Origin of the sequence: Pseudarthrobacter scleromae, from assembly GCF_014644515.1 — a bacterium.
Classification (GTDB): Bacteria; Actinomycetota; Actinomycetes; order Actinomycetales; family Micrococcaceae; genus Arthrobacter; species Arthrobacter scleromae.
The window spans coordinates 470,922-491,301 of the sequence record NZ_BMKV01000001.1 but is presented as its reverse complement, the minus strand read 5'-3'; the positions used below and the strand labels follow the sequence as shown (position 1 = coordinate 491,301).

General features: G+C 66.3%; 23 protein-coding genes. 12 read left to right on the top strand and 11 right to left on the bottom strand.

Annotated features, from left to right (window positions below):
• Positions 1 to 14: 14 nt before the first annotated feature.
• The 7 genes from IEX33_RS02315 (at position 15) to asd (ending at position 5,033) form a co-directional block, all read left to right on the top strand.
• Complete coding sequence (locus IEX33_RS02315; protein ID WP_188727404.1) at positions 15 to 818, top strand: thymidylate synthase; 804 nt, start codon at positions 15 to 17, stop codon at positions 816 to 818.
• Positions 815 to 1,399, top strand: coding sequence for a dihydrofolate reductase (locus IEX33_RS02310; protein ID WP_104184360.1), 585 nt, complete (start codon positions 815 to 817; stop codon positions 1,397 to 1,399). The genes IEX33_RS02315 and IEX33_RS02310 overlap by 4 nt, the downstream gene beginning before the upstream one ends.
• A gap of 2 nt (positions 1,400 to 1,401) precedes the next feature.
• Positions 1,402 to 1,620: an NF038396 family protein gene (locus tag IEX33_RS02305; RefSeq protein WP_104184361.1), complete on the top strand. Its 219-nt coding sequence runs from the start codon at positions 1,402 to 1,404 to the stop codon at positions 1,618 to 1,620.
• 102 nt (positions 1,621 to 1,722) lie between these two features.
• Positions 1,723 to 2,712 carry a WXG100 family type VII secretion target gene (locus IEX33_RS02300; protein ID WP_229675196.1) on the top strand — a complete coding sequence of 330 codons (990 nt, stop codon included), beginning with the start codon at positions 1,723 to 1,725 and terminating at the stop codon, positions 2,710 to 2,712.
• Between the two features lie 23 nt (positions 2,713 to 2,735).
• Complete coding sequence (locus tag IEX33_RS02295) at positions 2,736 to 3,377, top strand: hypothetical protein (RefSeq protein ID WP_188727402.1); 642 nt, start codon at positions 2,736 to 2,738, stop codon at positions 3,375 to 3,377.
• 1 nt (position 3,378) lies between these two features.
• Positions 3,379 to 3,795 (top strand): hypothetical protein, encoded by a 417-nt coding sequence (locus tag IEX33_RS02290; RefSeq protein ID WP_188727400.1) that lies wholly within the window; start codon positions 3,379 to 3,381, stop codon positions 3,793 to 3,795.
• Positions 3,796 to 3,890: 95 nt separating this feature from the next.
• Entirely contained in the window at positions 3,891 to 5,033 is a 1,143-nt protein-coding gene (gene asd / locus IEX33_RS02285) for an aspartate-semialdehyde dehydrogenase (protein ID WP_174176795.1), read from the top strand.
• Positions 5,034 to 5,120: 87 nt separating this feature from the next.
• On the opposite strand, the gene IEX33_RS02280 is transcribed toward asd, so the two are convergent.
• A complete protein-coding gene (locus IEX33_RS02280) occupies positions 5,121 to 6,083 on the bottom strand; it encodes a hypothetical protein (protein ID WP_188727397.1) in 963 nt (320 codons plus the stop codon).
• A 189-nt stretch (positions 6,084 to 6,272) separates the two neighbouring features.
• On the opposite strand from IEX33_RS02280, the gene IEX33_RS02275 reads away from it, so the two are divergent.
• Complete coding sequence (locus IEX33_RS02275) at positions 6,273 to 6,716, top strand: hypothetical protein (RefSeq protein ID WP_188727395.1); 444 nt, start codon at positions 6,273 to 6,275, stop codon at positions 6,714 to 6,716.
• Complete coding sequence (locus IEX33_RS02270; RefSeq protein WP_188727393.1) at positions 6,680 to 7,729, top strand: IS3 family transposase; 1,050 nt, start codon at positions 6,680 to 6,682, stop codon at positions 7,727 to 7,729. The genes IEX33_RS02275 and IEX33_RS02270 overlap by 37 nt, the downstream gene beginning before the upstream one ends.
• A 73-nt stretch (positions 7,730 to 7,802) precedes the next feature.
• On the opposite strand, the gene IEX33_RS02265 is transcribed toward IEX33_RS02270, so the two are convergent.
• The gene (locus IEX33_RS02265) at positions 7,803 to 8,912 is read right to left on the bottom strand and encodes a winged helix DNA-binding domain-containing protein (protein ID WP_188727391.1); all 1,110 of its coding nucleotides are present in this window, start codon (positions 8,910 to 8,912) and stop codon (positions 7,803 to 7,805) included.
• Between the two features lie 107 nt (positions 8,913 to 9,019).
• Here IEX33_RS02265 and IEX33_RS02260 point away from each other — a divergent pair, with 107 nt between their 5' ends.
• Positions 9,020 to 9,466, top strand: a complete 447-nt coding sequence (locus tag IEX33_RS02260; protein WP_229675195.1) for a hypothetical protein — start codon at positions 9,020 to 9,022, stop codon at positions 9,464 to 9,466.
• Here IEX33_RS02260 and IEX33_RS02255 read toward each other — a convergent pair.
• Genes IEX33_RS02255 through IEX33_RS02245 form a run of 3 tightly spaced genes read right to left on the bottom strand, consistent with a single transcriptional unit; the run spans position 9,447 to position 11,455 of the window.
• Positions 9,447 to 10,514: a UDP-N-acetylmuramate dehydrogenase gene (locus IEX33_RS02255; RefSeq protein WP_188727388.1), complete on the bottom strand. Its 1,068-nt coding sequence runs from the start codon at positions 10,512 to 10,514 to the stop codon at positions 9,447 to 9,449. The genes IEX33_RS02260 and IEX33_RS02255 overlap by 20 nt on opposite strands.
• Positions 10,515 to 10,553: 39 nt before the next feature.
• Positions 10,554 to 10,991 carry a MaoC family dehydratase gene (locus IEX33_RS02250; RefSeq protein WP_188727387.1) on the bottom strand — a complete coding sequence of 146 codons (438 nt, stop codon included), beginning with the start codon at positions 10,989 to 10,991 and terminating at the stop codon, positions 10,554 to 10,556.
• A 2-nt stretch (positions 10,992 to 10,993) separates the two neighbouring features.
• Positions 10,994 to 11,455 carry an FAS1-like dehydratase domain-containing protein gene (locus IEX33_RS02245; protein ID WP_188727385.1) on the bottom strand — a complete coding sequence of 154 codons (462 nt, stop codon included), beginning with the start codon at positions 11,453 to 11,455 and terminating at the stop codon, positions 10,994 to 10,996.
• Between the two features lie 138 nt (positions 11,456 to 11,593).
• On the opposite strand from IEX33_RS02245, the gene IEX33_RS02240 reads away from it, so the two are divergent.
• Both IEX33_RS02240 and IEX33_RS02235 read left to right on the top strand, forming a co-directional pair.
• Positions 11,594 to 11,974 (top strand): ArsR/SmtB family transcription factor, encoded by a 381-nt coding sequence (locus tag IEX33_RS02240; protein WP_188727383.1) that lies wholly within the window; start codon positions 11,594 to 11,596, stop codon positions 11,972 to 11,974.
• Complete coding sequence (locus IEX33_RS02235; RefSeq protein WP_188727381.1) at positions 11,971 to 13,644, top strand: SulP family inorganic anion transporter; 1,674 nt, start codon at positions 11,971 to 11,973, stop codon at positions 13,642 to 13,644. The genes IEX33_RS02240 and IEX33_RS02235 overlap by 4 nt, the downstream gene beginning before the upstream one ends.
• Here the strand turns inward: IEX33_RS02235 and IEX33_RS02230 are convergent.
• The 6 genes from IEX33_RS02230 to IEX33_RS02205 all read right to left on the bottom strand — a co-directional run bounded on the left by IEX33_RS02230 (position 13,632) and on the right by IEX33_RS02205 (position 20,377).
• Positions 13,632 to 13,856 (bottom strand): DUF3188 domain-containing protein, encoded by a 225-nt coding sequence (locus tag IEX33_RS02230; protein ID WP_188727380.1) that lies wholly within the window; start codon positions 13,854 to 13,856, stop codon positions 13,632 to 13,634. The genes IEX33_RS02235 and IEX33_RS02230 overlap by 13 nt on opposite strands.
• A gap of 47 nt (positions 13,857 to 13,903) precedes the next feature.
• Positions 13,904 to 14,848, bottom strand: coding sequence for a DUF2797 domain-containing protein (locus IEX33_RS02225; RefSeq protein WP_188727378.1), 945 nt, complete (start codon positions 14,846 to 14,848; stop codon positions 13,904 to 13,906).
• 28 nt (positions 14,849 to 14,876) lie between these two features.
• Positions 14,877 to 15,740: an HpcH/HpaI aldolase/citrate lyase family protein gene (locus IEX33_RS02220; RefSeq protein WP_066278004.1), complete on the bottom strand. Its 864-nt coding sequence runs from the start codon at positions 15,738 to 15,740 to the stop codon at positions 14,877 to 14,879.
• Positions 15,741 to 15,907: 167 nt separating this feature from the next.
• A complete protein-coding gene (locus IEX33_RS02215) occupies positions 15,908 to 16,849 on the bottom strand; it encodes an aldo/keto reductase (RefSeq protein WP_188727376.1) in 942 nt (313 codons plus the stop codon).
• Positions 16,850 to 16,883: 34 nt separating this feature from the next.
• Positions 16,884 to 18,596: a glycoside hydrolase family 13 protein gene (locus IEX33_RS02210; protein WP_188727374.1), complete on the bottom strand. Its 1,713-nt coding sequence runs from the start codon at positions 18,594 to 18,596 to the stop codon at positions 16,884 to 16,886.
• A 101-nt stretch (positions 18,597 to 18,697) separates the two neighbouring features.
• Complete coding sequence (locus IEX33_RS02205; RefSeq protein WP_188727372.1) at positions 18,698 to 20,377, bottom strand: glycoside hydrolase family 13 protein; 1,680 nt, start codon at positions 20,375 to 20,377, stop codon at positions 18,698 to 18,700.
• Between the last annotated feature and the right edge of the window lie 3 nt (positions 20,378 to 20,380).

Here is a 20,380-nt window from a genome sequence, read left to right as displayed (position 1 = left end):
AGTAGACTTGAGCCGTGAGCATCCCAACGCCTTATGAAGACCTCCTGCGCGATGTCCTGGCCTCCGGCACGCACAAATCGGACCGCACGGGCACCGGAACCACCAGCGTTTTCGGACGCCAGATCCGCTTTGACCTGGCCAAGGGTTTCCCGCTGATCACCACCAAGCGGGTCCACTTCAAGTCCGTGGCCGTGGAGCTCCTGTGGTTCCTGCGCGGTGAGACCAACGTGAAATGGATGCAGGACCAGGGCGTCACCATCTGGAACGAATGGGCCGATGCCGACGGCGACCTCGGGCCGGTCTACGGCGTCCAGTGGCGCAGCTGGCCCACCCCGGATGGCGGCCACATCGACCAGATCGCGGAGCTGATCGAGAACCTCAAGTCCAACCCGGACTCACGCCGGCACGTGGTGTCCGCCTGGAATGTCTCCGAACTGCAGGACATGGCGCTGCCCCCGTGCCACGCCTTCTTCCAGTTCTACGTGGCGGACGGCAAGCTGTCCTGCCAGCTGTACCAGCGCTCCGCGGACATGTTCCTGGGCGTGCCGTTCAACATTGCCTCCTACGCACTGCTCACCTGCATGGTGGCCCAGCAGGTGGGGCTGGAGCCCGGTGAGTTCATCTGGACCGGCGGAGACGTCCACATCTACGAAAACCACATGGACCAGGTCCTCAAGCAGCTGGAGCGCGAGCCCTACGAGTACCCGCAGCTGAAAATCACGCGGAAACCCGACTCGATCTTCGACTACACGCTGGAAGACTTCGACGTGGTGGGTTACAAGCACCACCCCACCATCAAGGCGCCGATCGCCGTATGAGCACCGAAAACTCCACGGATCCACAGTCTTTCACCGAAGAACTTGCCGCCTCGATCACCGGCGTGGGCCTCATTTGGGCGCAGACCCCGGACGGCGTCATCGGCAAGGACGGGGACATGCCCTGGCACCTTCCCGAAGACCTCAGGCACTTCACCCGGCTGACCACCGGGCACCCGGTCATCATGGGCCGGAAGACGTGGCTGTCCTTCCCGGACAAATACCGTCCTCTCCCCGGGCGCACCAATATCGTCATCACCCGCCAGAAAAGCTGGGCCGATACACCTGAGGCGGAGGGCGCCGTCGTGGTTCCTTCCCTGGACGACGCCCTGCTGGAATCGCAGTTCGTGGACGGCGGCGACACTGTCTGGATCCTCGGCGGCGGCGAGATTTTCCGCCAGTCAACGGAGCTGGCCAACGTCGCGGTGGTCACCACCATCGACGTGGAGGCCGACGGCGACACATTCGCCCCCGAGCTTGGCACCAGTTGGGAGGCGGCTGCGTCCGTCCCTCCGGACGGCTGGCTGACGGCAGGGAACGGCACGCGCTACAGATTCACCAAATGGTCAAGGACTGAGGGCTAGGAATGTTGAAGAAACCGGAAACCCTCTTTGTGCTGGGCTACATGCTGCTCCCGCTCCTGGCCCTCCTGTCCGCAATTGTTGGGCTCACCATGATTCTGGGCGGCAACAAGATCGCAGGAGCCATCGTGCTGGTGGTGGTTACGCAGGTCTTCGCGTTCGGCGCCTTCTTCGCGCTGCGTGCACGCAAGGCCGCCGTGCTGGAGGACTCCGACCGCAGGTAGCGCCTGCGATGGGGAGACCACCCCATCGCGCCCGTCCCGGGTTGTTACTAGGCTGGGCCTGCAGCGTCAGGGACCGCTGTAAAAAAGATTGGGGGATGCCTGGTGGCAGGAAATTTGTGGGGCGCCGATGTTGACCAGCTGCGCACATTGGCACGGCAGTTCAGCAAGACCGCTGACCTGCTGCTGCAGCAGTCCACGCAGCTGAGCGGTCAGATCAACAACACCCCGGCCTGGAAGGGCCAGGACGCCGAGCACTTCCGTTCAGACTGGAACGGCAGCCACCGGGCACTCCTGCAGAAGACTGCGGCGCGCCTGAAGCAGGAATCAAAGCTCCTGCTCACCAACGCCGAGGAACAGGACAAGGCGAGCAGCGCCGCCGGGCCTGGCGGGACCGGCGTGCCGGGACCGGGCGGACCCGCCACGGGTGTGCCGGGCAGCGTCGGCAGCCAGGGCACAGGCCGCCCAGGGGGGGCTAATCCGTGGGGACCGGACTGGCTCGCGGACCCGGATTCCGCGTTCCGCGACGGCTGGGACATCTACAACCTGACCAAGGCCTTCCCCAACCTGCGTGCCGGCCTGTTCGATCTTGGCGCTTTTATCGGCAAAGCGGACTCTGTCGCCGAATTCTTCTCCAAGGACTTCCGCGAGGTCGCCAGGGCATTCCAGGATTCGAACCTCCTGAGCCAGTACTTCAACACGTCCTCGGAATTGTTTGACGGCAGGTGGGACACGGCCCTGAACCTTGTCGACGGCGGCAAGGCCGCCACGTTCTTCGAGGTGGGCGGAAAAGTCCTCGGAGGAGTCGGTGTTGGCCTTGACCTGCTGGACACGGTCAACAACATCAGCGAAGGGGACGCCGGAGGGGCCGTTTACTCGGGCATCAAGGCAGGACTGGGCGTGGCAAGTTTCGCTCCGCCACCGGTGGGAACGGCAGCCATGGTGGCCTCCGGCGCCCTCGCCATTTATGACAACGTTCCGGTCGTCAAGGAAACAGTGAACGCCATCGGAGGATCCATCGCCGACGGCGCCGAGGCAGCCTGGGAAGGCGCCGGAGACGCGGCCGACAAGGTTGGTGACTTCTTTGGGTTCTGAGTACACAACGAGAGGCATTGACGATGACTGAAACCCCAACGGAACCAACAGCCGTACCGGACGCGCTCGGTTTTGGTTTTGCTGAGATCGCCACCCTGGCCAGCCTCCGCCGCGGGGAAGCCTCCGTGTTGAGTGCTGAGGCGCTGCGGGTGGACAGCTATCTGGACAATACCGACATGATCAGCGCCGGTGCCTCGTCGCTGGTGGCCCGTGGCCTTGCTACAGCCGAGACGGATGGGAAGCTCGCCGTAGCAGGTCCCACCGCAGCCGTCGCCACGGCGCTCTCTTCCGCTACGCGCCGGATGGAGATCTCGTTGCTCACCGCGGAAGGCGGTGACAGCGTCATCGGAGTGGAAAGCCCGGACATCCAGCTGCTCTTCCAGCCTCGCGCTTACTTCACGTGGTGGGCCATGGCACAGCGCCCTGATGTTAGCGCCGCCGAAGCCAACCTGATGGTCATCAAGCAGCACCTGCGCGAGAACCCCCAGGGCGGCGCCACGGTGCGCCGCCGCGAGGACGCCACCGGCCAAACCCTCTATGTAAAGAAGGGGGACGGCTCGTGGACCGTCGGCACCTCCAACCGCGGGCAGGAAGACATCTCCGAAACCACGGGGCTCGATGACGCCGCGCTCCTTGCCCAGATCCGCACCATCCGTCAGGACTGATATGACATTCGACCGTGACCGCGAACGCCGCAACGACGACGTATATGCCGAACACAAGGCAGCCATCGCCCGGGGCGAAAAACGCGTCCTGCGAAAGACGGATACCGGTGAGCTGCACAGTTACCCCAGCGATGAAATCGGCTTTTCGCCTGGCCGCGGACAGGTCCAGGTGAGGTCCTGGTGGGGCATGGGAATCCTTACAGCCGTTCTGGGGCTTTTGTTCCTTGCCTCCTGGGTAATACTGCTCATGCCCTTGGCGCAGGGTGAGCCGCCGTTTTGGGCGGCACTTATCCTTTCTGCCTTGGCGGGGCTGGGCGGCTGGTACACCTTTGGGCTGGCCCGTGACGAGCACCGTGCCGCCCAGGTGCGTCAACAGCGGGGCGCCCCCGAACCGGGTGCAGGCCACGTGTCCCAATGACCACGGGCCAGTAGCCAAAGGTGCGGAGAAGGTACTCCAGCCGGCAGTGACGTAACCGACTGCGCGCTGCCGGAACGGAAGTCTAAACTGGACGAATGACTACAGCAGCTACCCCTTCCGTCGGCCTGGTCGGATGGCGCGGCATGGTCGGTTCCGTCCTCATGCAGCGCATGCAGGATGAGGGCGACTTCGCCAACATCAACCCGGTGTTCTTCTCCACTTCCAACGCGGGAGGTGCCGCGCCGTCTTTCGCTGGAACAGCAGGAGGCAGCGCCGGCAAGCTCGAGGACGCGTTCGACGTCGATACCCTGGCGAAGCTGCCCATCATCGTCACCGCCCAGGGCGGGGACTACACCAAGCGCGTGCACACCGAGCTCCGCAGCCGCGGCTGGGACGGCCTCTGGATCGATGCCGCCTCCACCCTGCGCATGAATGACGATTCCATCATCGTGCTGGACCCGATCAACCGCGATGTCATCGATAAGGGCCTGGTCAACGGGACCAAGGACTTCATCGGCGGCAACTGCACCGTCTCCTGCATGCTCATGGGCCTCGGCGGCCTGTTCAAGAACAACCTCGTGGAGTGGGGCACCTCCATGACCTACCAGGCGGCCTCCGGCGGCGGGGCACGGCACATGCGCGAGCTGCTCAGCCAGTTCGGCACGCTCAACGCCGAGGTCAGCACGGAACTGGACGATCCGGCGTCGGCCATCCTGGACATCGACCGCAAGGTCCTGGCCCACCAGCGCACCGACATCGACGCCACCCAGTTCGGCGTTCCGCTGGCCGGATCGCTGATCCCCTGGATCGACGCGGACCTGGGCAACGGGCAGTCCAAGGAGGAATGGAAGGCCGGGGTCGAAACCAACAAGATCCTGGGCACCTCCGAGGACAACCACGTGGTCATGGACGGGTTGTGCGTGCGCATCGGTGCCATGCGGTCCCACTCCCAGGCTCTGACGCTCAAGCTGCGCGAGGACCTCCCGGTCGCCGAGATCGAGAAGCTCCTCGCCGAGGACAACCAGTGGGCCAAGGTGGTTCCCAATACCAAGGAAGCCTCCATGGCGGACCTGACCCCGGTGGCGGCCTCCGGCACGCTGGACATCCCCGTGGGCCGCATCCGCAAGATGGAGATGGGTCCGGAGTACATCAGCGCCTTCACCGTGGGCGACCAGCTCCTTTGGGGCGCTGCCGAGCCGCTGCGCCGCATGCTCAACATCGCCACCGGGAACCTGTAACCCGTCTCAGCAGCGCTCACGAACGGCCCTGCCCCGCATGAACGGTCCTGCCCAGCACCGTTCGTGCGGGGCAGGGCCGTTCTGCTGTCAGGTTGACATTCTCCGGGAGCGCTCCGCCATGGCCATGATGCGGCGGTTGAGCTCCACGGGCCGGTCAAGGTGCTTCCATCCGAGCCGAAGGACCAACCAGCCCCCTTCGATCAGCGCATTTTCCCGCTGGCGTTCGGCGATGAGGGCCTCATCTGTGGGCCGGTAGTCCGTGTACTTCCCGATGCCGTCGAACTCGACGACGATCCTCGATCCAGGGTCAGCAAAATCAGCGCGGAAGAGCCCTGTGGGTGTTGGAATCTCGACTTGGGGCGTGAAGTTTCGTTGACCCAGGGAATACAGCAGAAGCCTGGTTCGTGTCTCACCTGCCGACTCTGAGCGTCCGTCAAGCGAGTCGAGGAGGAGACGCGCCCGCCGGCTCCCCCGTTTTTCCAGCCCTTCCTCAAGCAACCGGCGCAGCCCAGCCGCATCAACCCCTTTCCGGAGAGCGTGATCACCTATGACGGCAGCCTGCTCAAGCGGCAGGATACGGGCACAATCCAGCACGGTCCTCGCCAGGCTGGTCGCCAGCATCTCCCTTCCGTCACTGGCCAGGAACGAGGTGCAGTCCCTTTCATCCAGGTGTGCCCGATGTGTCCTGACGTCCTCCCCGGCGCTTCTTCGCGAGTTGGCGTAGTCCGTAGTGACGTGTATCCGTGGTCCTGCGCCCCAGGCCTGGCATTCATGGAGCCTGGCTGCGCTTATGTGGCTGTACCGTGCTGCCCCGCCTGTGGACAGGTGGTGGGCATGCACTAACAGGCCATCCCGCACCCACGGTTTCAGGCCGTGCCAGTAGGAGCTCCGGGCGTACGCGCCCCGCCGCAGTCTGATGACCAGACCTATGCGCACTGCCGCCGTCAAGACCCTGTCCCCGAGACCCTCGTGCGCCAGCTGCAGGGTTGATGCCACCGGGAAGTCGGGCCAGCGCTCGTCCAACATGTCGCGGATCGTGTCAGGCTTCATCACTACAGGGTGGCCTGCCGCAGGGCGCTCCCGGAAGCGTCTCGGACCTGGATGTGGACAGCCAGGATTCAAAAACGCAACAGCGGCCCTGCCCCGCACGAACGGTGCTGGGCCCCTGTGTGTCAGGCTCTTATGTGACAGGTTTTCCTGTTGATGCGAGCCCGTCGCACGGGACGGGGAAGGTCCATCATGGATTTTGTTATCCCAGTCCGGCAGTCGAATCGGCACTTTACCGTCAGGGAAAAGAACGCAATTCTGGACGAGCATGAGAAGTGTCTGGAGCTAGGCTCCAAGGCCGCCCTGGCAAGGGCAGTCGGCGTCAAGGCCGAGACTATACGACATTGGGCCAGCGCCCGGGAGTCGGGCCAACTGCCCCTTGAAGAGGATGCGCAGAAGGAGGACCAGCGATTGAATGCAGGCGATAAACGACAACTCAAAAGGGCTTTGAAAGAAAACGAGATCCTCAAAGCCAAACTGGCACGGTCCGAAGCTGCGGTGGACATTTTGGGAAAAGCTTCCGCGCTCTTGGACGCGATGGCCAAGAGCGCGGCAGCGACCGACCCGCAATTGGAAGAACCGGAGCCGGGCCAGCCCGAGTGGTTGATGCCAAAACCTGGAAAAACATCGCCCTGACCTTCACCGGGAAACTGGTGGCGGCCGGCTGGTCAGCGGTCAAGGCCTGCGCTTTGGTGGGGCTGCACCGCACCGCGTGGTACCGGCATCTGAGCCCCTCCGTTCCGGCCGGGATCCGCGTGCACCACGCCGACAGGGATTACCCGAACCGAATCACCGGGGCCGAAGCAGACGAGTTCATGGGACTGCTCAATGCTGAGGAATACGCCAACCTTTCGGTCACGCAGGCGTACTACCGGATGCTCGACGCGGGGCACTGCAATTTCTCGATCGCGGCCGCCCACCGGATCGTGAAACGGCACGGGCAAAACGGCGACCGCCGGACCCAACGCCCGGCGGGCAGCGGCCCCAAGAGAGCCAAACCCGTCCTGCACGCCAACGCCTCGAATCAGCTCTGGAGCTGGGACATCACAATGCTTCACGGCCCTGGCAAACACACTTACCGGCTCTACACCGTCATGGACGTGTTCTCCCGCAAAGTCGTCGGTCACCGCGTCGAATACACCGAAACAGCCGCTCACGCCGCTGCACTAATCCGCAGCGCCGTAGCCGACAACCACCACAGCCCGGCCGTGCTCCATGCCGACAACGGCGCACCTATGCGGGCGGGAACCACACTGGAACTGGCACACTCCTTGGGCATCACCCTGTCCTACTCCCGGCCACGGGTCTCGGACGACAACCCGTACTCAGAGTCGCTCTTCAAGACCGTCAAATACGACCTGGACTTTCCCCACCGGTTCCAGGACCTGCAGCACGCCCGGACCCACATGGCGGCGTTCTTCTCGAACTACAACACTCACCACCGGCACAGCGGATTGAACTACTACACCCCCAACACCGTCCACCACGGACTGACGCATCACGCACGCCTGCAGCGCCAAGTAACCCTCGATGCCTGCTACGCCCGGAACCCACACAGGTACCGCCGCAGACCGGTCGCACCAACTGCCCCGCTCACGGCCGGAATAAACAACAACAACGAAACCACCCCGCTGTCACAAACAGCTTGATAAATACCGGGGCAGCACCGTTCGTGCGGGGCAGGGCCGTTCCTGTTTGATCCGGACGCGGCGCGGGGTGCCGTCAGCTATCCAGGAAGCTGAGGTAGCGCTTGGCTGCCCGGGCGAAGGCGGCCTGCGCGGCGGGGCCAAGGCGCCTGGTGTGGTCGAAGGGTTCGGGCACGACGGCGGCATCCCGGCTGGTGCCGTCCCGGGCCCAGGTGCCGATCACTTCGCCCCCGGCCACGAGGGTCTTCTTGAAAACGCCGTTCCCGCCGGGCACGATCCTGTCAAAGTGCTCCGGGGGAAGGACGGCTGTCCGGTCCTTGTATCCCAGCAGGAACTCATCAAATCCGGGCAGCAGCAGGACGGACCGTGCTCCAGGGACCCCAGCATCCAGCAGGGCGGCGGTCCCGGCTGACATCCAGTGCACGGCGTCCCCGAACCTGCGTTCCACAAGGAGCCCGCGGACTGGTTCGAACGCGGCCCGCACTTCCGTCAGCGGGAGCTGGGTCCACCACGCGAAATCCACCAGGGTTGCCGGTCCGTGGCTGCGGAAGTACCGCAGCGCGAACTCCGCCAAGGCCTCCTGGCGCTCCATGTTCCGCGACACCGGGATCCAGTCATCGAAGGCCACCAGCAGCTGTTGGTTTTTGGCCAGCGGCCCCTGCACCAGCCACGCGTGCCGGCACAGTGTCCCCAATAGGTGGATGCCCCGCTGTCCCTGCGTGGGCTGCCCGGCGGCGTCGAACACCTGGAACAGTCCGGCACGGCTGGCGGGACCGCCGGCGGCGATGTGCTCCAGCGCAATATCCCGGCACTTCTCAACGTCTGCCCATGTGATGCCCAGCTCCCGGTGGCGGGCCGCGATGCTTTTGGTGAGCCGTTCAGCCGTGAGGTCCAGCATCCAGCGCAGGTCCTCCGGGGCTACGAGATGCAGCGTGCCACGCATGGGCCACGACCGGACCACGGCACCGGTGTCCAGGGCGGACCGGACGTCGCTGAGGCCGCATCCCGGCACCCGCACGCCCACGGCCCACATCGCGGCCTGCAGGTCCTGGGCCTGCATCGCCGTCATCCAGCGCACAGTGTCCGCAACCGATCCGACGCCGTCCGTTCCAGCCGCGAGCCTTTGGGAGGCAAGCCTCAGCCTGCCTACGATCCTGCCGTCGGGACGGCCCATGCCAGCAGCCATGGCCCTATCTTAAGGCGCGCCACTGCCCGCCGGTCATAGACCGCTAGGGTAGAACCATGACTTTGGGGAGTTTGTGGCAGTTGCTCGCGCTTAAAACGAGGTGGTGGATGGCCGGCGGCACGGCCTGCGTCCTGGCAGGATCCGGCCTGGGGCTGCTCCAGTTCTCCACCTTCCTCGGAGATGGCCGGTCCGATCCCCTGCTGCTGCTCCCCTCGCTCGTGCTGAGCCTCGGCGGCGGCTATGCGGTGCTTTTCCCGGGCATCAGCGTCAGCCGGCAGGGAGTGAAGCTGTACCGGGACTGGCGGCACCACCCGCCCGCGGCAAAGGTCCTCTGGGTCCTGTCCCTCGCCGTCGCCCTCGGCGGACTCGTGGCCTGCATCCTGTCAGGCCTCGCAAACCCGCTGTTGCCGGGCCAGCTGGTATGGCTTTTCACGGGAATCTACCTGGTGCTCGCCGGCTGGTCGTCCGCCCTGCTGGGCCAGGCGGCGGTGGTCCGCGCCAATGCCCCGGGCGTGGCGGGCGATCCTGCCGGTGCTACAGCTCCAGGCCGATAAGCAGCGGTTCCGGGTGCAGTTGAATGCCAAAGCGCTGTTCGACGCCGGCACGCACCTCGCGTGCCACCGCCACCACGTCCTGGGCGGTGGCTGAGCCGCGGTTGGTAATGGCAAGTGTGTGCTTGGTGGACAGGGAGGCCCGTCCGCCGCTGACGCTGCCGGGTTCCAGCCCGAAACCCTTGGCAAAGCCGGCCTGGTCGATCAGCCACGCGGCGGACAGCTTCACCAGCCCGTCCTGACCGGCAGGGTACCGGGGTGCGCCGTCCGGCAGGGCCGCAGCCACCTCGGCCGGAACGATGGGGTTGGTGAAGAAGGAGCCCGTGGAGTACGTGTCCCGGTCCTGGGGGTCCCACACCATGCCCTTGGAGGCACGCAGCCGGAGCACCTCGCGGCGCACATCGTTCGAGTACGCGCGCTTGCCCACCTCGACGCCAAGGGCACGGGCAAGTTCCGCGTAACGGATCGGCGCGCTCATCCGGCCCAGGGGCAGCTGGAACTCCACGGTCAGCACCACGTACCGGGGTGAGCCGTTGACGGTGGTCTGCTTGAGGATGGAGTCCCGGTAGCCGAACTGCAGCTCCGAGTTCGTGAAGGTCTTTACCGCGTTCCGCTCCCGGTCCCACGTGCGCACTGCCGCGATGGTCTGGGACACGTCGGCACCGTAGGCACCCACGTTCTGCACCGGCGTCGCACCCGTTGACCCGGGAATGCCGGCCAGGGCCTCCACCCCGGACCAGGCATGGCGGACCGCGTGCTCCACCAGCTTGTCCCAGTTGTGCCCGGCCTGCACCACCACGGCCACGCCGCCGCAGGAGTCCTCCGCGTTGACGGTGAACCCCTGCGAGGCGACCTGGACCACGGTTCCGGGGAACCCGTTGTCGGAAATCAGCAGGTTTGAGCCGCCGGCGATGATCAGCAGCTGCTCCCCCGCGGCGTCCGCGGCACGGACGGCGTCGATGATCTCAGCTTCGGTTCCGGCCTTGATGAACTTGTGGGCGGGGCCCCCGACGGCGGCCGTGGTCAGCTGGGAAAGCAGGGTGGAAGTCACCTGTCCACCCTATCGGGAAAGTGTTCCCACCTTTCCGGGCTATGCCAGTTTGACGACTGCCTGGGCCTTCATCAGGACCTTCTGGCCGGCGGCCATGACGGTGAGGTCCACCCGCGCGGTGTTCGCCTCGGCGTCGAGCTTTCCAATGATGCCGCTGACCTCAATGGTGGCGCCGGCGTCGGACGTGCCCGTGGTGTCGGTGACCAGGACGGGCTTGGTGAACCTGGTCTGGAAGTCGACGACGGCGGCCGGGTCACCCGCCCAGTCGGTCACCAGCTGGACGGCGGAGCCCATGGTGAACATGCCGTGGGCGATGACGCCGGGCAGTTCCACACTGGTGGCAAAAGCCTCGTTCCAGTGGATGGGGTTGAAGTCACCGGAGGCACCGGCGTACTTGACCAAATCGGTGCGCGTGACCTCGATGGTGCGGCTTCCGATCTCCTGGCCGGCGCTGAGTTCGTGGATGCTGAGGCTCATGGTTACTGTCCCCCTCCGCGGACCAGGATGGACGACGACGTGGTGGTGACGGGTTCGCGGGAATCATCCGCGCCGAGAGCGAAGATTTCCGACCGGGTGGTGATCATCGCACCACCGCCCATGGCCCGGACACCGTCCACGTGGAGCTCCGCGACGAGGCGGTCCCCCGCGAAAATCGGCCGGTGGTGGATGAAGCGCTGGTCTGCATGCACCACGCGGGAGAAGTCGATGCCGGCTTCCGGATCCTCGATGAGCTGGGCGTCGGCACGCTGGGCGACGATGATGGCGAAGGTCGGTGGAGCCACCAGGTCGCCGTGGCCCAGGGCGTGGGCGGCGTCGACGTCGAAGTGCGCGGGATGTGTGGCCTTCACGGCGCGGGCGAACTCGCGGATCTTCTCACGGCCAACGTCGTACACCTCTGCGGCAGGGTAGCTTCGGCCCTGCAGGTCCGGATTGATAGTCATGGACTCAAGCCTATCGTTGCCGCACCTGGCAGGGGGTTGCATGACGTTGATATGATGAATCCATCAATCCATCAATCCACAGTGCTTTGATTCACCCTGACTAAGTCCACACGTCACTGTCACGTTGAGGAGCTTCCCATGCTGCCTTCCGCCCAGGCTCCGCTGTACGAAATCAAGGCCAACCTCTTCAAGGGGCTGGCGCACCCTGCAAGGATCCGCATCCTTGAGCTGCTGGCAGCGGCGCCACAGGAAACCGCAGCAGTGAGCTACCTCCTGGCGGAGACCGGGCTGGAAGCCTCGCACCTCTCCCAGCACCTGGCCACGTTGCGAAAGCACAAGGTGGTGACCTCTGTGCGCACTGCCAATGCCGTGACCTACCGGCTGGCGCACCCCGGGATTTCCCAACTGCTTGCCATCGCGCGGACGTTCCTCCTGGACACCCTTGCCGATTCGAACGAACAGCTCCGGCTGGCGCAGCAGCTGCCCGCAGATCACCTGGCTGGCGGGGCCGCCTCGTGAACGCGGGCGTCAGCACCGCCAGGCGGCGCCCCAACCGGTTCCTGCCCTCGACACTGGATTACGCGGGACTGGGAACATCGTGGCGGACCGACCTGCTGGCCGGCATCACGGTGGGCATTGTGGCCCTGCCGCTGGCCCTCGCGTTCGGCGTCAGCTCGGGTGTGGGTGCGGAGGCCGGGCTCATCACCGCGATCGTCGCCGGCCTGGTGGCAGCCGTGATGGGCGGATCACCCGTCCAGGTCTCCGGCCCCACCGGTGCCATGGTTGTGGTGCTGGCGCCGGTGGTGGCAGTCCACGGCGCCGGCAGCGTGGCCCCGTTGTCACTGATGGCGGGGCTGCTGGTCTGTGTCCTGGGATTCAGCGGCCTGGGCCGGGCGGTCGCCTTCATCCCATGGCCCGTGGTGGAAGGCTTCACCCTGGGGATCGCCGCCATTATCTTCCTCCAGCAGGTTCCGCCCGCCGTCGGAACATCCGGCATCCCGGGCCACAACACCCTCATCGCTGCAGTGGAAGCCGCGTCCGCCGCAACCGTCCCGACGGCCTTGCTGACCCTTGCAGTCGTGGCGGGAGTCGCCGTCGTGATGGTCCTGGTGCAGAAGCTGCTCAGGGCATTGCCGGCCAGCCTGATCGCGGTGCTCCTCGCCACGGCGGCCGCCGAGCTGTTCCGGCTGGACATCCCCAGGATCGGCCCCCTGCCGCATTCCCTGCCCGCTCCGGCGGTTCCCGCCTTTGACCTGGATCTGCTGGGCAGCCTGGCCATGCCCGCGGTGGCCATCGCCTGCCTTGCGGCCATCGAGTCGTTGCTGTCCGCCCGGGTTGCGGCAGGAATGACCGGGCCGGACGGCAGACCGAGTGGACCGTACAGCCCGGACCGGGAGCTGACGGGCCAGGGCCTTGCGTCAATCGCCGCGGGCCTCTTCGGCGGCATGCCCGCCACGGGGGGCCTCGCGCGGACGGCCGTGAACGTCCGGTCCGGTGCAAAAACCCGCCTGGCTGCCGCTGTCCACGCCGTGGTGCTGCTGGCGATCGTTTACCTCGCCTCGGGCATGGTCAGCCGGATTCCGCTGGCAGCCCTCGGCGGGGTCCTGATGGTCACTGCGGCGCGGATGGTGTCCCGGCGGACCGTCGCGGCGATCCTCCGCTCCACCAGGTCCGACGCCGCCGTTTTCATCCTGACGGCGATCATCACGGTGGCGTTCGACCTGATCATTGCCATCCAAATAGGGCTCGCGGCGGCGGCCCTCTTTGCCCTGCGCACGTTCGCGTCGCTGAGCAGCGTGCAGCGGGAGGAGATCCCCGGCCCGCGCGCCGAGGGTGACGAGCACATAGCCGTCCTCCGGCTTGACGGGGCCATGTTCTTCGGCGCGGCCGAACGGATCCTGCAGGAGATCAGCCAGGTTAAGGATATCCAGGTGGCCATCATCAGGCTTTCCCAGCTGCGGATGCTCGACGCCACGGGCGCGCATGCACTGGTGGACGTGGTCTCCGCGCTTGAGCTCCGGGGCATCACCGTATTACTCAAGGGTGTCCGGCCGGACCACCTGCAGCTGGTGACGAACGTGGGAGTGATCCGGTCCCTGCGGCACCACAAGCACCTCTTCGAGCACCTCGGGGATGCCGTGGAACACGCCCGCAGCCACGTCCGCCGAAACGCCGCCTACCGCTTGTAGCCCTTCCGGATCGCCTGGCCGCGGACCACAATCCCTGCGATGTGCAGGACCAGGCCCAGGCCGATCACCGGAAGGGACACGGTGGCGAGGCCGGAGTTGCCGCTGGTTTTACCTACCAGGTTGAGGATAATTCCGACGGCGATCAGTCCCATCGCACTGAAAACCAGGACTTTATAGCGGGTTGGCGCGGTGGCCCAGAATTCGTTCAGCACCCGGACAGTCTACCGGGGGCCGCGCCGCTGGTTGCAGAAGCGCAGGCTCAGAACAGCGCCTCCTGGACGGCCGGCACCTCGGAACTGTACTGCCCCAGTTCGATGTTCCGGCCCTTGAGCCGGCCGAGATCCACCACGAATTCCAGCTCGGTCCCATCAATGGCTGCCAGGGCGAAGCTGCCGCACAGTGAAGTAATGGTGAAGCCGTGGGAGCCTGCCGCGAGGGTGTGCGGATAGGGGTGCCGGCGGCTCACGGAGCACAGCGGGCCGGCCAGCTCCGGCCTGCTCCAGGACTCCTCCACCACTTCGAAGCCCTCCGCGCCTGACCGGGAAACCACGCCGCGGGCGGAAGCGGCGACGGCCGCGTTATGGCCGCTGAGCCAACCAGCCGGGGCCGGGGAAGCCAGTGCGGCAGCCTTGGCTGCCGACCGGACCTGCTGCGGAAGCCCGGCCTCGCGCGTGACAAGGTCCTCGAGGATCCGCACCACGCGTCCATCGGCGGCGTGGGCAACGAAGCTGGCCGCCACGGCTCCCTGCTCCGCGAGGCGTTGCCACTTTCGGAGCTCCGCAGCCGTGCCCACCTTGCTGGCGCCGTTGGCGAAGGTGGCAACGTAGAGCCAGTGTGGCTGCATCAGGTAGCTGCGCAGCCCGGGCGGGACCCGGCCGCCCCGGTGGAAGTCGTGGATGAGCCGGGAGTCGTCCACCACGAAACACCGCTCGCACTGGTGTCCGCGGACTGCGGGGGCCCGCCTGGCGCAGAGGACGTGGTCCCGGTGGGCGGGGCCGTGCACCACATGGTGGCCGAGGCAATGCTTCCCCTCGGCGGCGAGCCGGAAGCCCAGGTGCGTCCCGGCGTCGAGCGTTACCTCGCGGAAGGTGCCGTCCGGCGCCTGGAGGCGGAGGTACGGGCTCGGACCAACACCTCCGCCCGCTGCCGCCTCCGGAGGCGGAGGCCAAAAGACCCCGTGGACCAGATAACGGGTACCGGTCACGGGGTCTCCTGCAGCGAAGGCTGTGGGGCTAGAGCGCGGGCTGCACGCCGAAGGCCACTGCGAGCTTCATGATCTTCTCGGCGCGGCCCAGGCGGGGCAGGTCGGAGCCGTCACGGATGACGCGGCCGTTAGCCTCGAAGTCCGCCATGAAGTCCGTGGCCCAGGCGACATCCGAGGGCGTGGGGCTGATGACCTCGTTGATGACGGGGGTCTGGTCGATGGCCAGGCAGAGCTTGCCGGTCATGCCCATCATCACGGTGATGCCGGTCTGCTCGCGCAGGATGGGGTGGTTGGTGCCCACGGTGGGGCCGTCGATGGGGCCGGGAAGGTTGCCCACGCGGCTGGCGACGACGAGCTTGGCGCGGGGGTAGGCCATGGCTTCGGGCGTGGCTGCCATGCCCGTGTCGCGGCGGAAGTCGCCGGAACCGAACGCCAGGCGGAAGGCGCCCTGTGCCTTGGCGATGTTGTTCGCTTCCTCGATGCCCAGCGCGGACTCCACCAGCGGGATGACCGGCGTCTTGCCGTCCATGCGGTGGAAGCTCTCCGTCACCTGGTCTGCTGACTCGGTCTTGGCCAGCATGACGCCCAGGAGCCCCGGCGTGCCGCGGAGGCCCGCCAGGTCATCAGCCCAGAAGCGGCTGGTGGCATCATTAATGCGGACCCAGGCCTTGCCGCCGGCGGTCAGCCAGTCCACAACGTTGTTCCGTGCGTGGTCCTTCTGCGACGGGTCCACGGCATCTTCAATATCCAGGATGATCGAGTCAGCACGCGAGACGGCGGACTGGTCGAACAGCTCTGTCTTCATGGCATTGACCAGAAGCCAGGAACGGGCGATTTCTGCTGGGATATTGCGTTCCGGCCTTACGGTCTCGGTGGCGATGGTAGACGTCATGTATCTACCGTATCCGCCCCGCAACCCCGACGCCGAAGAAAATGGCCTCCTTGTGGGGATCAATACGAACTAAACCCCAAATGACCGGACGTTGCCGGAAAGCAGGTAGCAGCAGGTGTCGTTTTGAGCCCTCAAATCGACACCTGCTGCCACCTAGTTGGGGTGGGTCAGGGGATGTTGCTGCCCCGCGCCGTCACCCAGAGCCCGTACCAGTCAGCCCGGGTCATCTCCCGGGCCACGCGGGCAGCGTCGGCACACGCACGGATCCGTTCCGGGTTGACGGTCCCGATCACCGGCGCGATGCCCGCCGGATGCTTCATCAGCCACCCGAGCAGGACGGCTTCGCCGGTGCTGCCGTACTCCCCCGCCAGCCGGGCCACGAGCTCAGCGGTGGCGGCATCTGCTGACGCGGGACTTTCCGGTTCCGCCCCGGTGTACAGGCCGCGCGCCAGCGAACCGTAGGCCTGCAGCGTGATGGAGTTGCGCATGCAGTACTCAAGGGTGCCGTGCGGGAAGCTGTAGTCCAGGTGCTCGGCGTGGTTGACCAGCACCTGGCTCTCCAGCCAGGCCCGCTTGAGCAGGCTCATCTCCAGCTGGTTCGCCACCACCGGGGTTTCCAACCGGTCCTGCAGCGCCTCGATCTGCGCCCCGGACATGTTGGACACGCCCAGCTGCCGGACCTTGCCCTCCGCCATCAGCTGCCCGACGGCGGCAGCCACCTCCGCCGGGTCCGCCAACGGGTCCGGCCGGTGGAGCAGGAGGATGTCCACATAGTCCGTCCGCAGCCGCTGCAAGCTTCCGTTGACCCGCTCCAGGATGGCATCCCGGCTGAGGTCGTAGTGTGTCTGCAGCCCGCGCTCGTTCAGCCGGATACCGCATTTGGTCTGCAGCCTGATGCGGCCGCGGAGCCCCGGCTCAGCGGCCAGGACTTCACCAAACACGGCCTCCGACTTGCCGCTGCGGTAGATGTCCGCATGGTCGAACAAGGTGATCCCGGCATCCAGCGCGGCCTCGACGGCGGCGGCGGCCTGGTCCACATGTTCAGCCCCATGCGGCTCGCCGGACCAGCTGCCGCCCAGGCCCATGCAGCCATAAATGAGTTCCTGCATCAGGCAGGCCGCCCTTCCGGGACAGGCACAGGCATCAGCGCAGCCATGCGGTGGTGTTGCCGGGCAGCTTGCCGTCTTCCAGCGGTGCGCTGCTGACAAGCACGGTCCCCTCGGGGAGGTCGACGGCGGTGTCCCCGAAGTTGGTCACGGACTGCCAGCCGCCCGGGCGGCGGAAGTGCAGGATCTCAGGGTTGGCGTTCTCCACCCATTCCAGGTCCTCATCCGCCTGGAGCTCATGGCGCAGCCTCAGGGCGGTGCGGTACAGCTCGAGGGTGGAGCCCTCGGTGCCGTCCTGCGCCTCCACGGCGTACTTGCTGAACCAGTCCGGCTGCGGCAGGTGCGCGCCGCCGTCGCCAAAGCCGAAGGAGGTGCCTTCCACCTTCCAGGGCAGGGGCACACGGCAGCCGTCCCGGCCGATCTCCACTCCCCTGTTCCGGAAGAAGGAGGGATCCTGGCGTTCGGATTCGGGGATCTCCGCCACTTCCTGCAGGCCCAGTTCCTCACCCTGGTACAGGTAGGCGGAGCCCGGCACCGCCAGCATCAGGAGGGTTGCGGCGCGGGCACGGCGTTCACCGAGCTCCACGTCCAGCTGTTCCTTGGGGCCGCCGGCAAGCAGCCACTCCTTGCCGTCTTGGCCCTTGGCGCCCGCCTCGCTCTTGGAGACCTGCGGCAGGCCGTAGCGGGTGGCGTGCCGGACAACGTCGTGGTTGGAGAACACCCAGGTGGAGGAGGCACCGGTTGCGGCGGCCTCGGCCAGGTTGCGGGTGATGATCTCGCGGAATTCGTCGGCGTCGAAATCGGCCTGCAGGAGGTCGAAGTTGAAGGCCTGGCCGAGCCCCTGCGGGCTTGCGTAGCGGGCGCGGCGGGTGGCGTGCACCCAGGCCTCGGCCACGGCGGTGCGCGGCGGGTTGTACTCGTTGAAGACCTCACGCCACTCGGCGTACACCTCGTGGACCTCGTCGCGGTCCCAGAAGGGGTGCGTGCCGTCGTCGAAACCGTCCACGCCGGTGTTGGCGGCGCTCAGTTCAAGCTTGGACAGCAGCGGCTCGGTGAGGTCCTTGGTGAGGGCGTGCGCCACGTCCACACGGAAGCCGTCCACTCCGCGGTCGGACCAGAAGCGCAGGGTCTTGAGGAAGTCGTCGCGGACCTCGCGGTTGGACCAGTTCAGGTCCGGCTGCTCCTTGGCGAAAATGTGCATGTACCACTGCCCGGGGGTGCCGTCCGGTTCGGTAATGCGCTCCCAGGCGGGGCCGCCGAACACCGAGTCCCAGTCCGACGGCGGGAACTCGCCGTTGGGGCCCTTGCCGTCACGGAAGATGTACCGCTCCCGGGCCGGCGAGCCCTTGGGCGAGGCCAACGCTTCCTTGAACCACTCGTGGCGGTTCGAGGAGTGGTTGGGAACGATGTCCGCGATGAGCTTGATGCCGGCCCCGTGCAGCGCCTTGGCCATCTCGTCGAAATCCTCGAGGGTGCCGAGCTTGGGATCGACGTCGCGGTAGTCATCCACGTCGTAGCCGCCGTCTGCGAGCGCCGAGGGGTAGAACGGGCTCAGCCACACGGCGTCGATCCCCAGGGACTTCAGGTACGGGACCTTGGAGGTGATGCCCCTGAGGTCGCCAATGCCATCGCCGTTGGAGTCGGCAAAACTGCGGGGGTAGATCTGGTAGACAGCAGCCTGGCGCCACCAGTTCGGATCGGACAGGGGGCCGGAATCGGACAGGGTTGCCAGGGTGGCGGTGGTGCTCACAACACTCCTTTTATTTAGTATCTAAATTTTCTAGTGACAAGTATGTGCCGACCGGGCGGGCATGGTCAACAGCTCGCTGCCTGCCCCCTCCGGACGCCGCTTTAGGCCCTGAGCCAGGCGGTTGATTCTCCTGGGAGCATGCCGCCTTTGATCCCGCCGCTGGAGATCAGGACCTCGCCGTCAGGAAGTTCGACGGCGGCCGTACCGAAGTTCGCCACAACGTGCCAGCCGCCCGGGCGCACGAAGTGCAGCACCTGCCCGTCTCCGCTGTGGTGCCATTCCAGGGTCTCCGCACCTTGGAGTTCGTGGCGCAGCGCCAATGCCTGGCGGTAGAACTGCAGGGTTGAGGGGTTGTCGGTTTCCTGGGTGCTGGCTGCGTAGCCGGCGAACCAGTCCGGCTGGGGCAGGTGGGCGCCGTTTGTGCCGAAGCCGAAGGATGGTCCCGAGGGTTCCCAGGGCAAAGGCACGCGGCAGCCGTCCCGGCCCAGGCCGTCGTACTCCGCTCCCCGGAAGAATGACGGGTCCTGGCGCCGGTCAGCGGGGATGTCCGCCACCTCGTGCAGGCCCAGTTCCTCCCCCTGGTAGAGGTACGCGGAGCCGGGAAGGGCGAGCATCAGCAGCGTAGCGGCCTTGGCGCGGCGGAGGCCCCCTTCCACGTCCAGCGCTTCGCGGGGACCGCCCGCTTTGACCCAGTCCACCCCCGGCTTCCCAGGCCGCCCGTTGAGCGGTTCGAGACCGTAACGGGTGGCATGGCGGGTGACGTCGTGGTTCGAAAATACCCAGGTGGTCGTGGACCCGGTGAGGCGCGCCTGTGCGAGGTTGTCCGTGATGATGGTGCGGAACTGGGCGGCGTTGAAGTCGGCCAGGAGCAGGTCGAAGCTGAAAGCCTGGCCCAGCCCTTCAGGGGAGGCGTATTTGGCGCGCCGCTCGGCGGTTTCCACCCATGCCTCCGCCACGGCAAACCGCGGCGGATCATACTCGTTGAAGACCTTGCGCCATTCCGCATAGATCTCATGGACTTCGTCGCGGTCCATGAGCGGATGCGTCCCCACGGTACGGTCCATCGCGTCCAGTTCCTGCTTGCTGGGAAGCTCGGCGGGGAGGTCCTTGACCAGAAGGTTGGCCACGTCCACGCGGAACCCGTCAACGCCCCGGTCAGCCCAGAAGCGCAACGTCCTGAGGAAGTCCGCACGGACCTCGGGGTTGTCCCAGTTCCAGTCCGGCTGTTCGGGGGTGAAGGTGTGCAGGTACCATTGGCCGTCGTCCACCCGGGACCAGGCCGGGCCGCCGAAAGCGGCTGTCCAGTCCGACGGCGGCAGTTCGCCGTGCTCGCCCTTCCCGTCCCTGAAGTGGTACCGCTGCCGGGCCGCTGAACCCTTGCTGGCGGCCAGGGCTTCCAGGAACCAGGCGTGCCGGTTGGAGGAGTGGTTCGGGACGATGTCCACGATCACTTTGATACCGGCGGCGTGCAGGGCCGCGGCCATTGCATCGAAATCTGCCAGGCTGCCGATCTTGGGATCGACGTCGCGGTAATCATCAACGTCGTAACCGCCGTCAGCCAGGGCCGAGGGATAAAACGGGCTCAGCCAGACGGCGTCGATCCCCAGGCTCTTCAAATACGGCACCTTCGAAGTAATGCCCTTGAGGTCCCCAATCCCGTCACCGTTCGAGTCGGCGAAACTGCGCGGATAGATCTGGTACACCGCGGCCTGGCGCCACCAGGTGGTGGCGGCCTCGGGTCCCTTGTCGGCATGGTGCGTCTGGCTGGCGAGGATGGACAAGCG

Bases quoted from the DNA above. Each gene is read 5' to 3' on its own strand.
- IEX33_RS02275 (WP_188727395.1), top strand. From the start codon at position 6,273: ATGGATTTTGTTATCCCAGTCCGGCAGTCGAATCGGCACTTTACCGTC.
- IEX33_RS02290 (WP_188727400.1), top strand. From the start codon at position 3,379: ATGACATTCGACCGTGACCGCGAACGCCGCAACGACGACGTATATGCC.
- IEX33_RS02245 (WP_188727385.1), bottom strand. From the start codon at position 11,455: ATGACTATCAATCCGGACCTGCAGGGCCGAAGCTACCCTGCCGCAGAG.
- IEX33_RS02220 (WP_066278004.1), bottom strand. From the start codon at position 15,740: ATGACGTCTACCATCGCCACCGAGACCGTAAGGCCGGAACGCAATATC.
- IEX33_RS02265 (WP_188727391.1), bottom strand. From the start codon at position 8,912: ATGGCTGCTGGCATGGGCCGTCCCGACGGCAGGATCGTAGGCAGGCTG.
- IEX33_RS02250 (WP_188727387.1), bottom strand. From the start codon at position 10,991: ATGAGCCTCAGCATCCACGAACTCAGCGCCGGCCAGGAGATCGGAAGC.
- IEX33_RS02280 (WP_188727397.1), bottom strand. From the start codon at position 6,083: ATGAAGCCTGACACGATCCGCGACATGTTGGACGAGCGCTGGCCCGAC.
- IEX33_RS02240 (WP_188727383.1), top strand. From the start codon at position 11,594: ATGCTGCCTTCCGCCCAGGCTCCGCTGTACGAAATCAAGGCCAACCTC.
- IEX33_RS02310 (WP_104184360.1), top strand. From the start codon at position 815: ATGAGCACCGAAAACTCCACGGATCCACAGTCTTTCACCGAAGAACTT.
- IEX33_RS02215 (WP_188727376.1), bottom strand. From the start codon at position 16,849: ATGCAGGAACTCATTTATGGCTGCATGGGCCTGGGCGGCAGCTGGTCC.
- IEX33_RS02260 (WP_229675195.1), top strand. From the start codon at position 9,020: ATGGCCGGCGGCACGGCCTGCGTCCTGGCAGGATCCGGCCTGGGGCTG.
- asd (WP_174176795.1), top strand. From the start codon at position 3,891: ATGACTACAGCAGCTACCCCTTCCGTCGGCCTGGTCGGATGGCGCGGC.
- IEX33_RS02295 (WP_188727402.1), top strand. From the start codon at position 2,736: ATGACTGAAACCCCAACGGAACCAACAGCCGTACCGGACGCGCTCGGT.
- IEX33_RS02305 (WP_104184361.1), top strand. From the start codon at position 1,402: ATGTTGAAGAAACCGGAAACCCTCTTTGTGCTGGGCTACATGCTGCTC.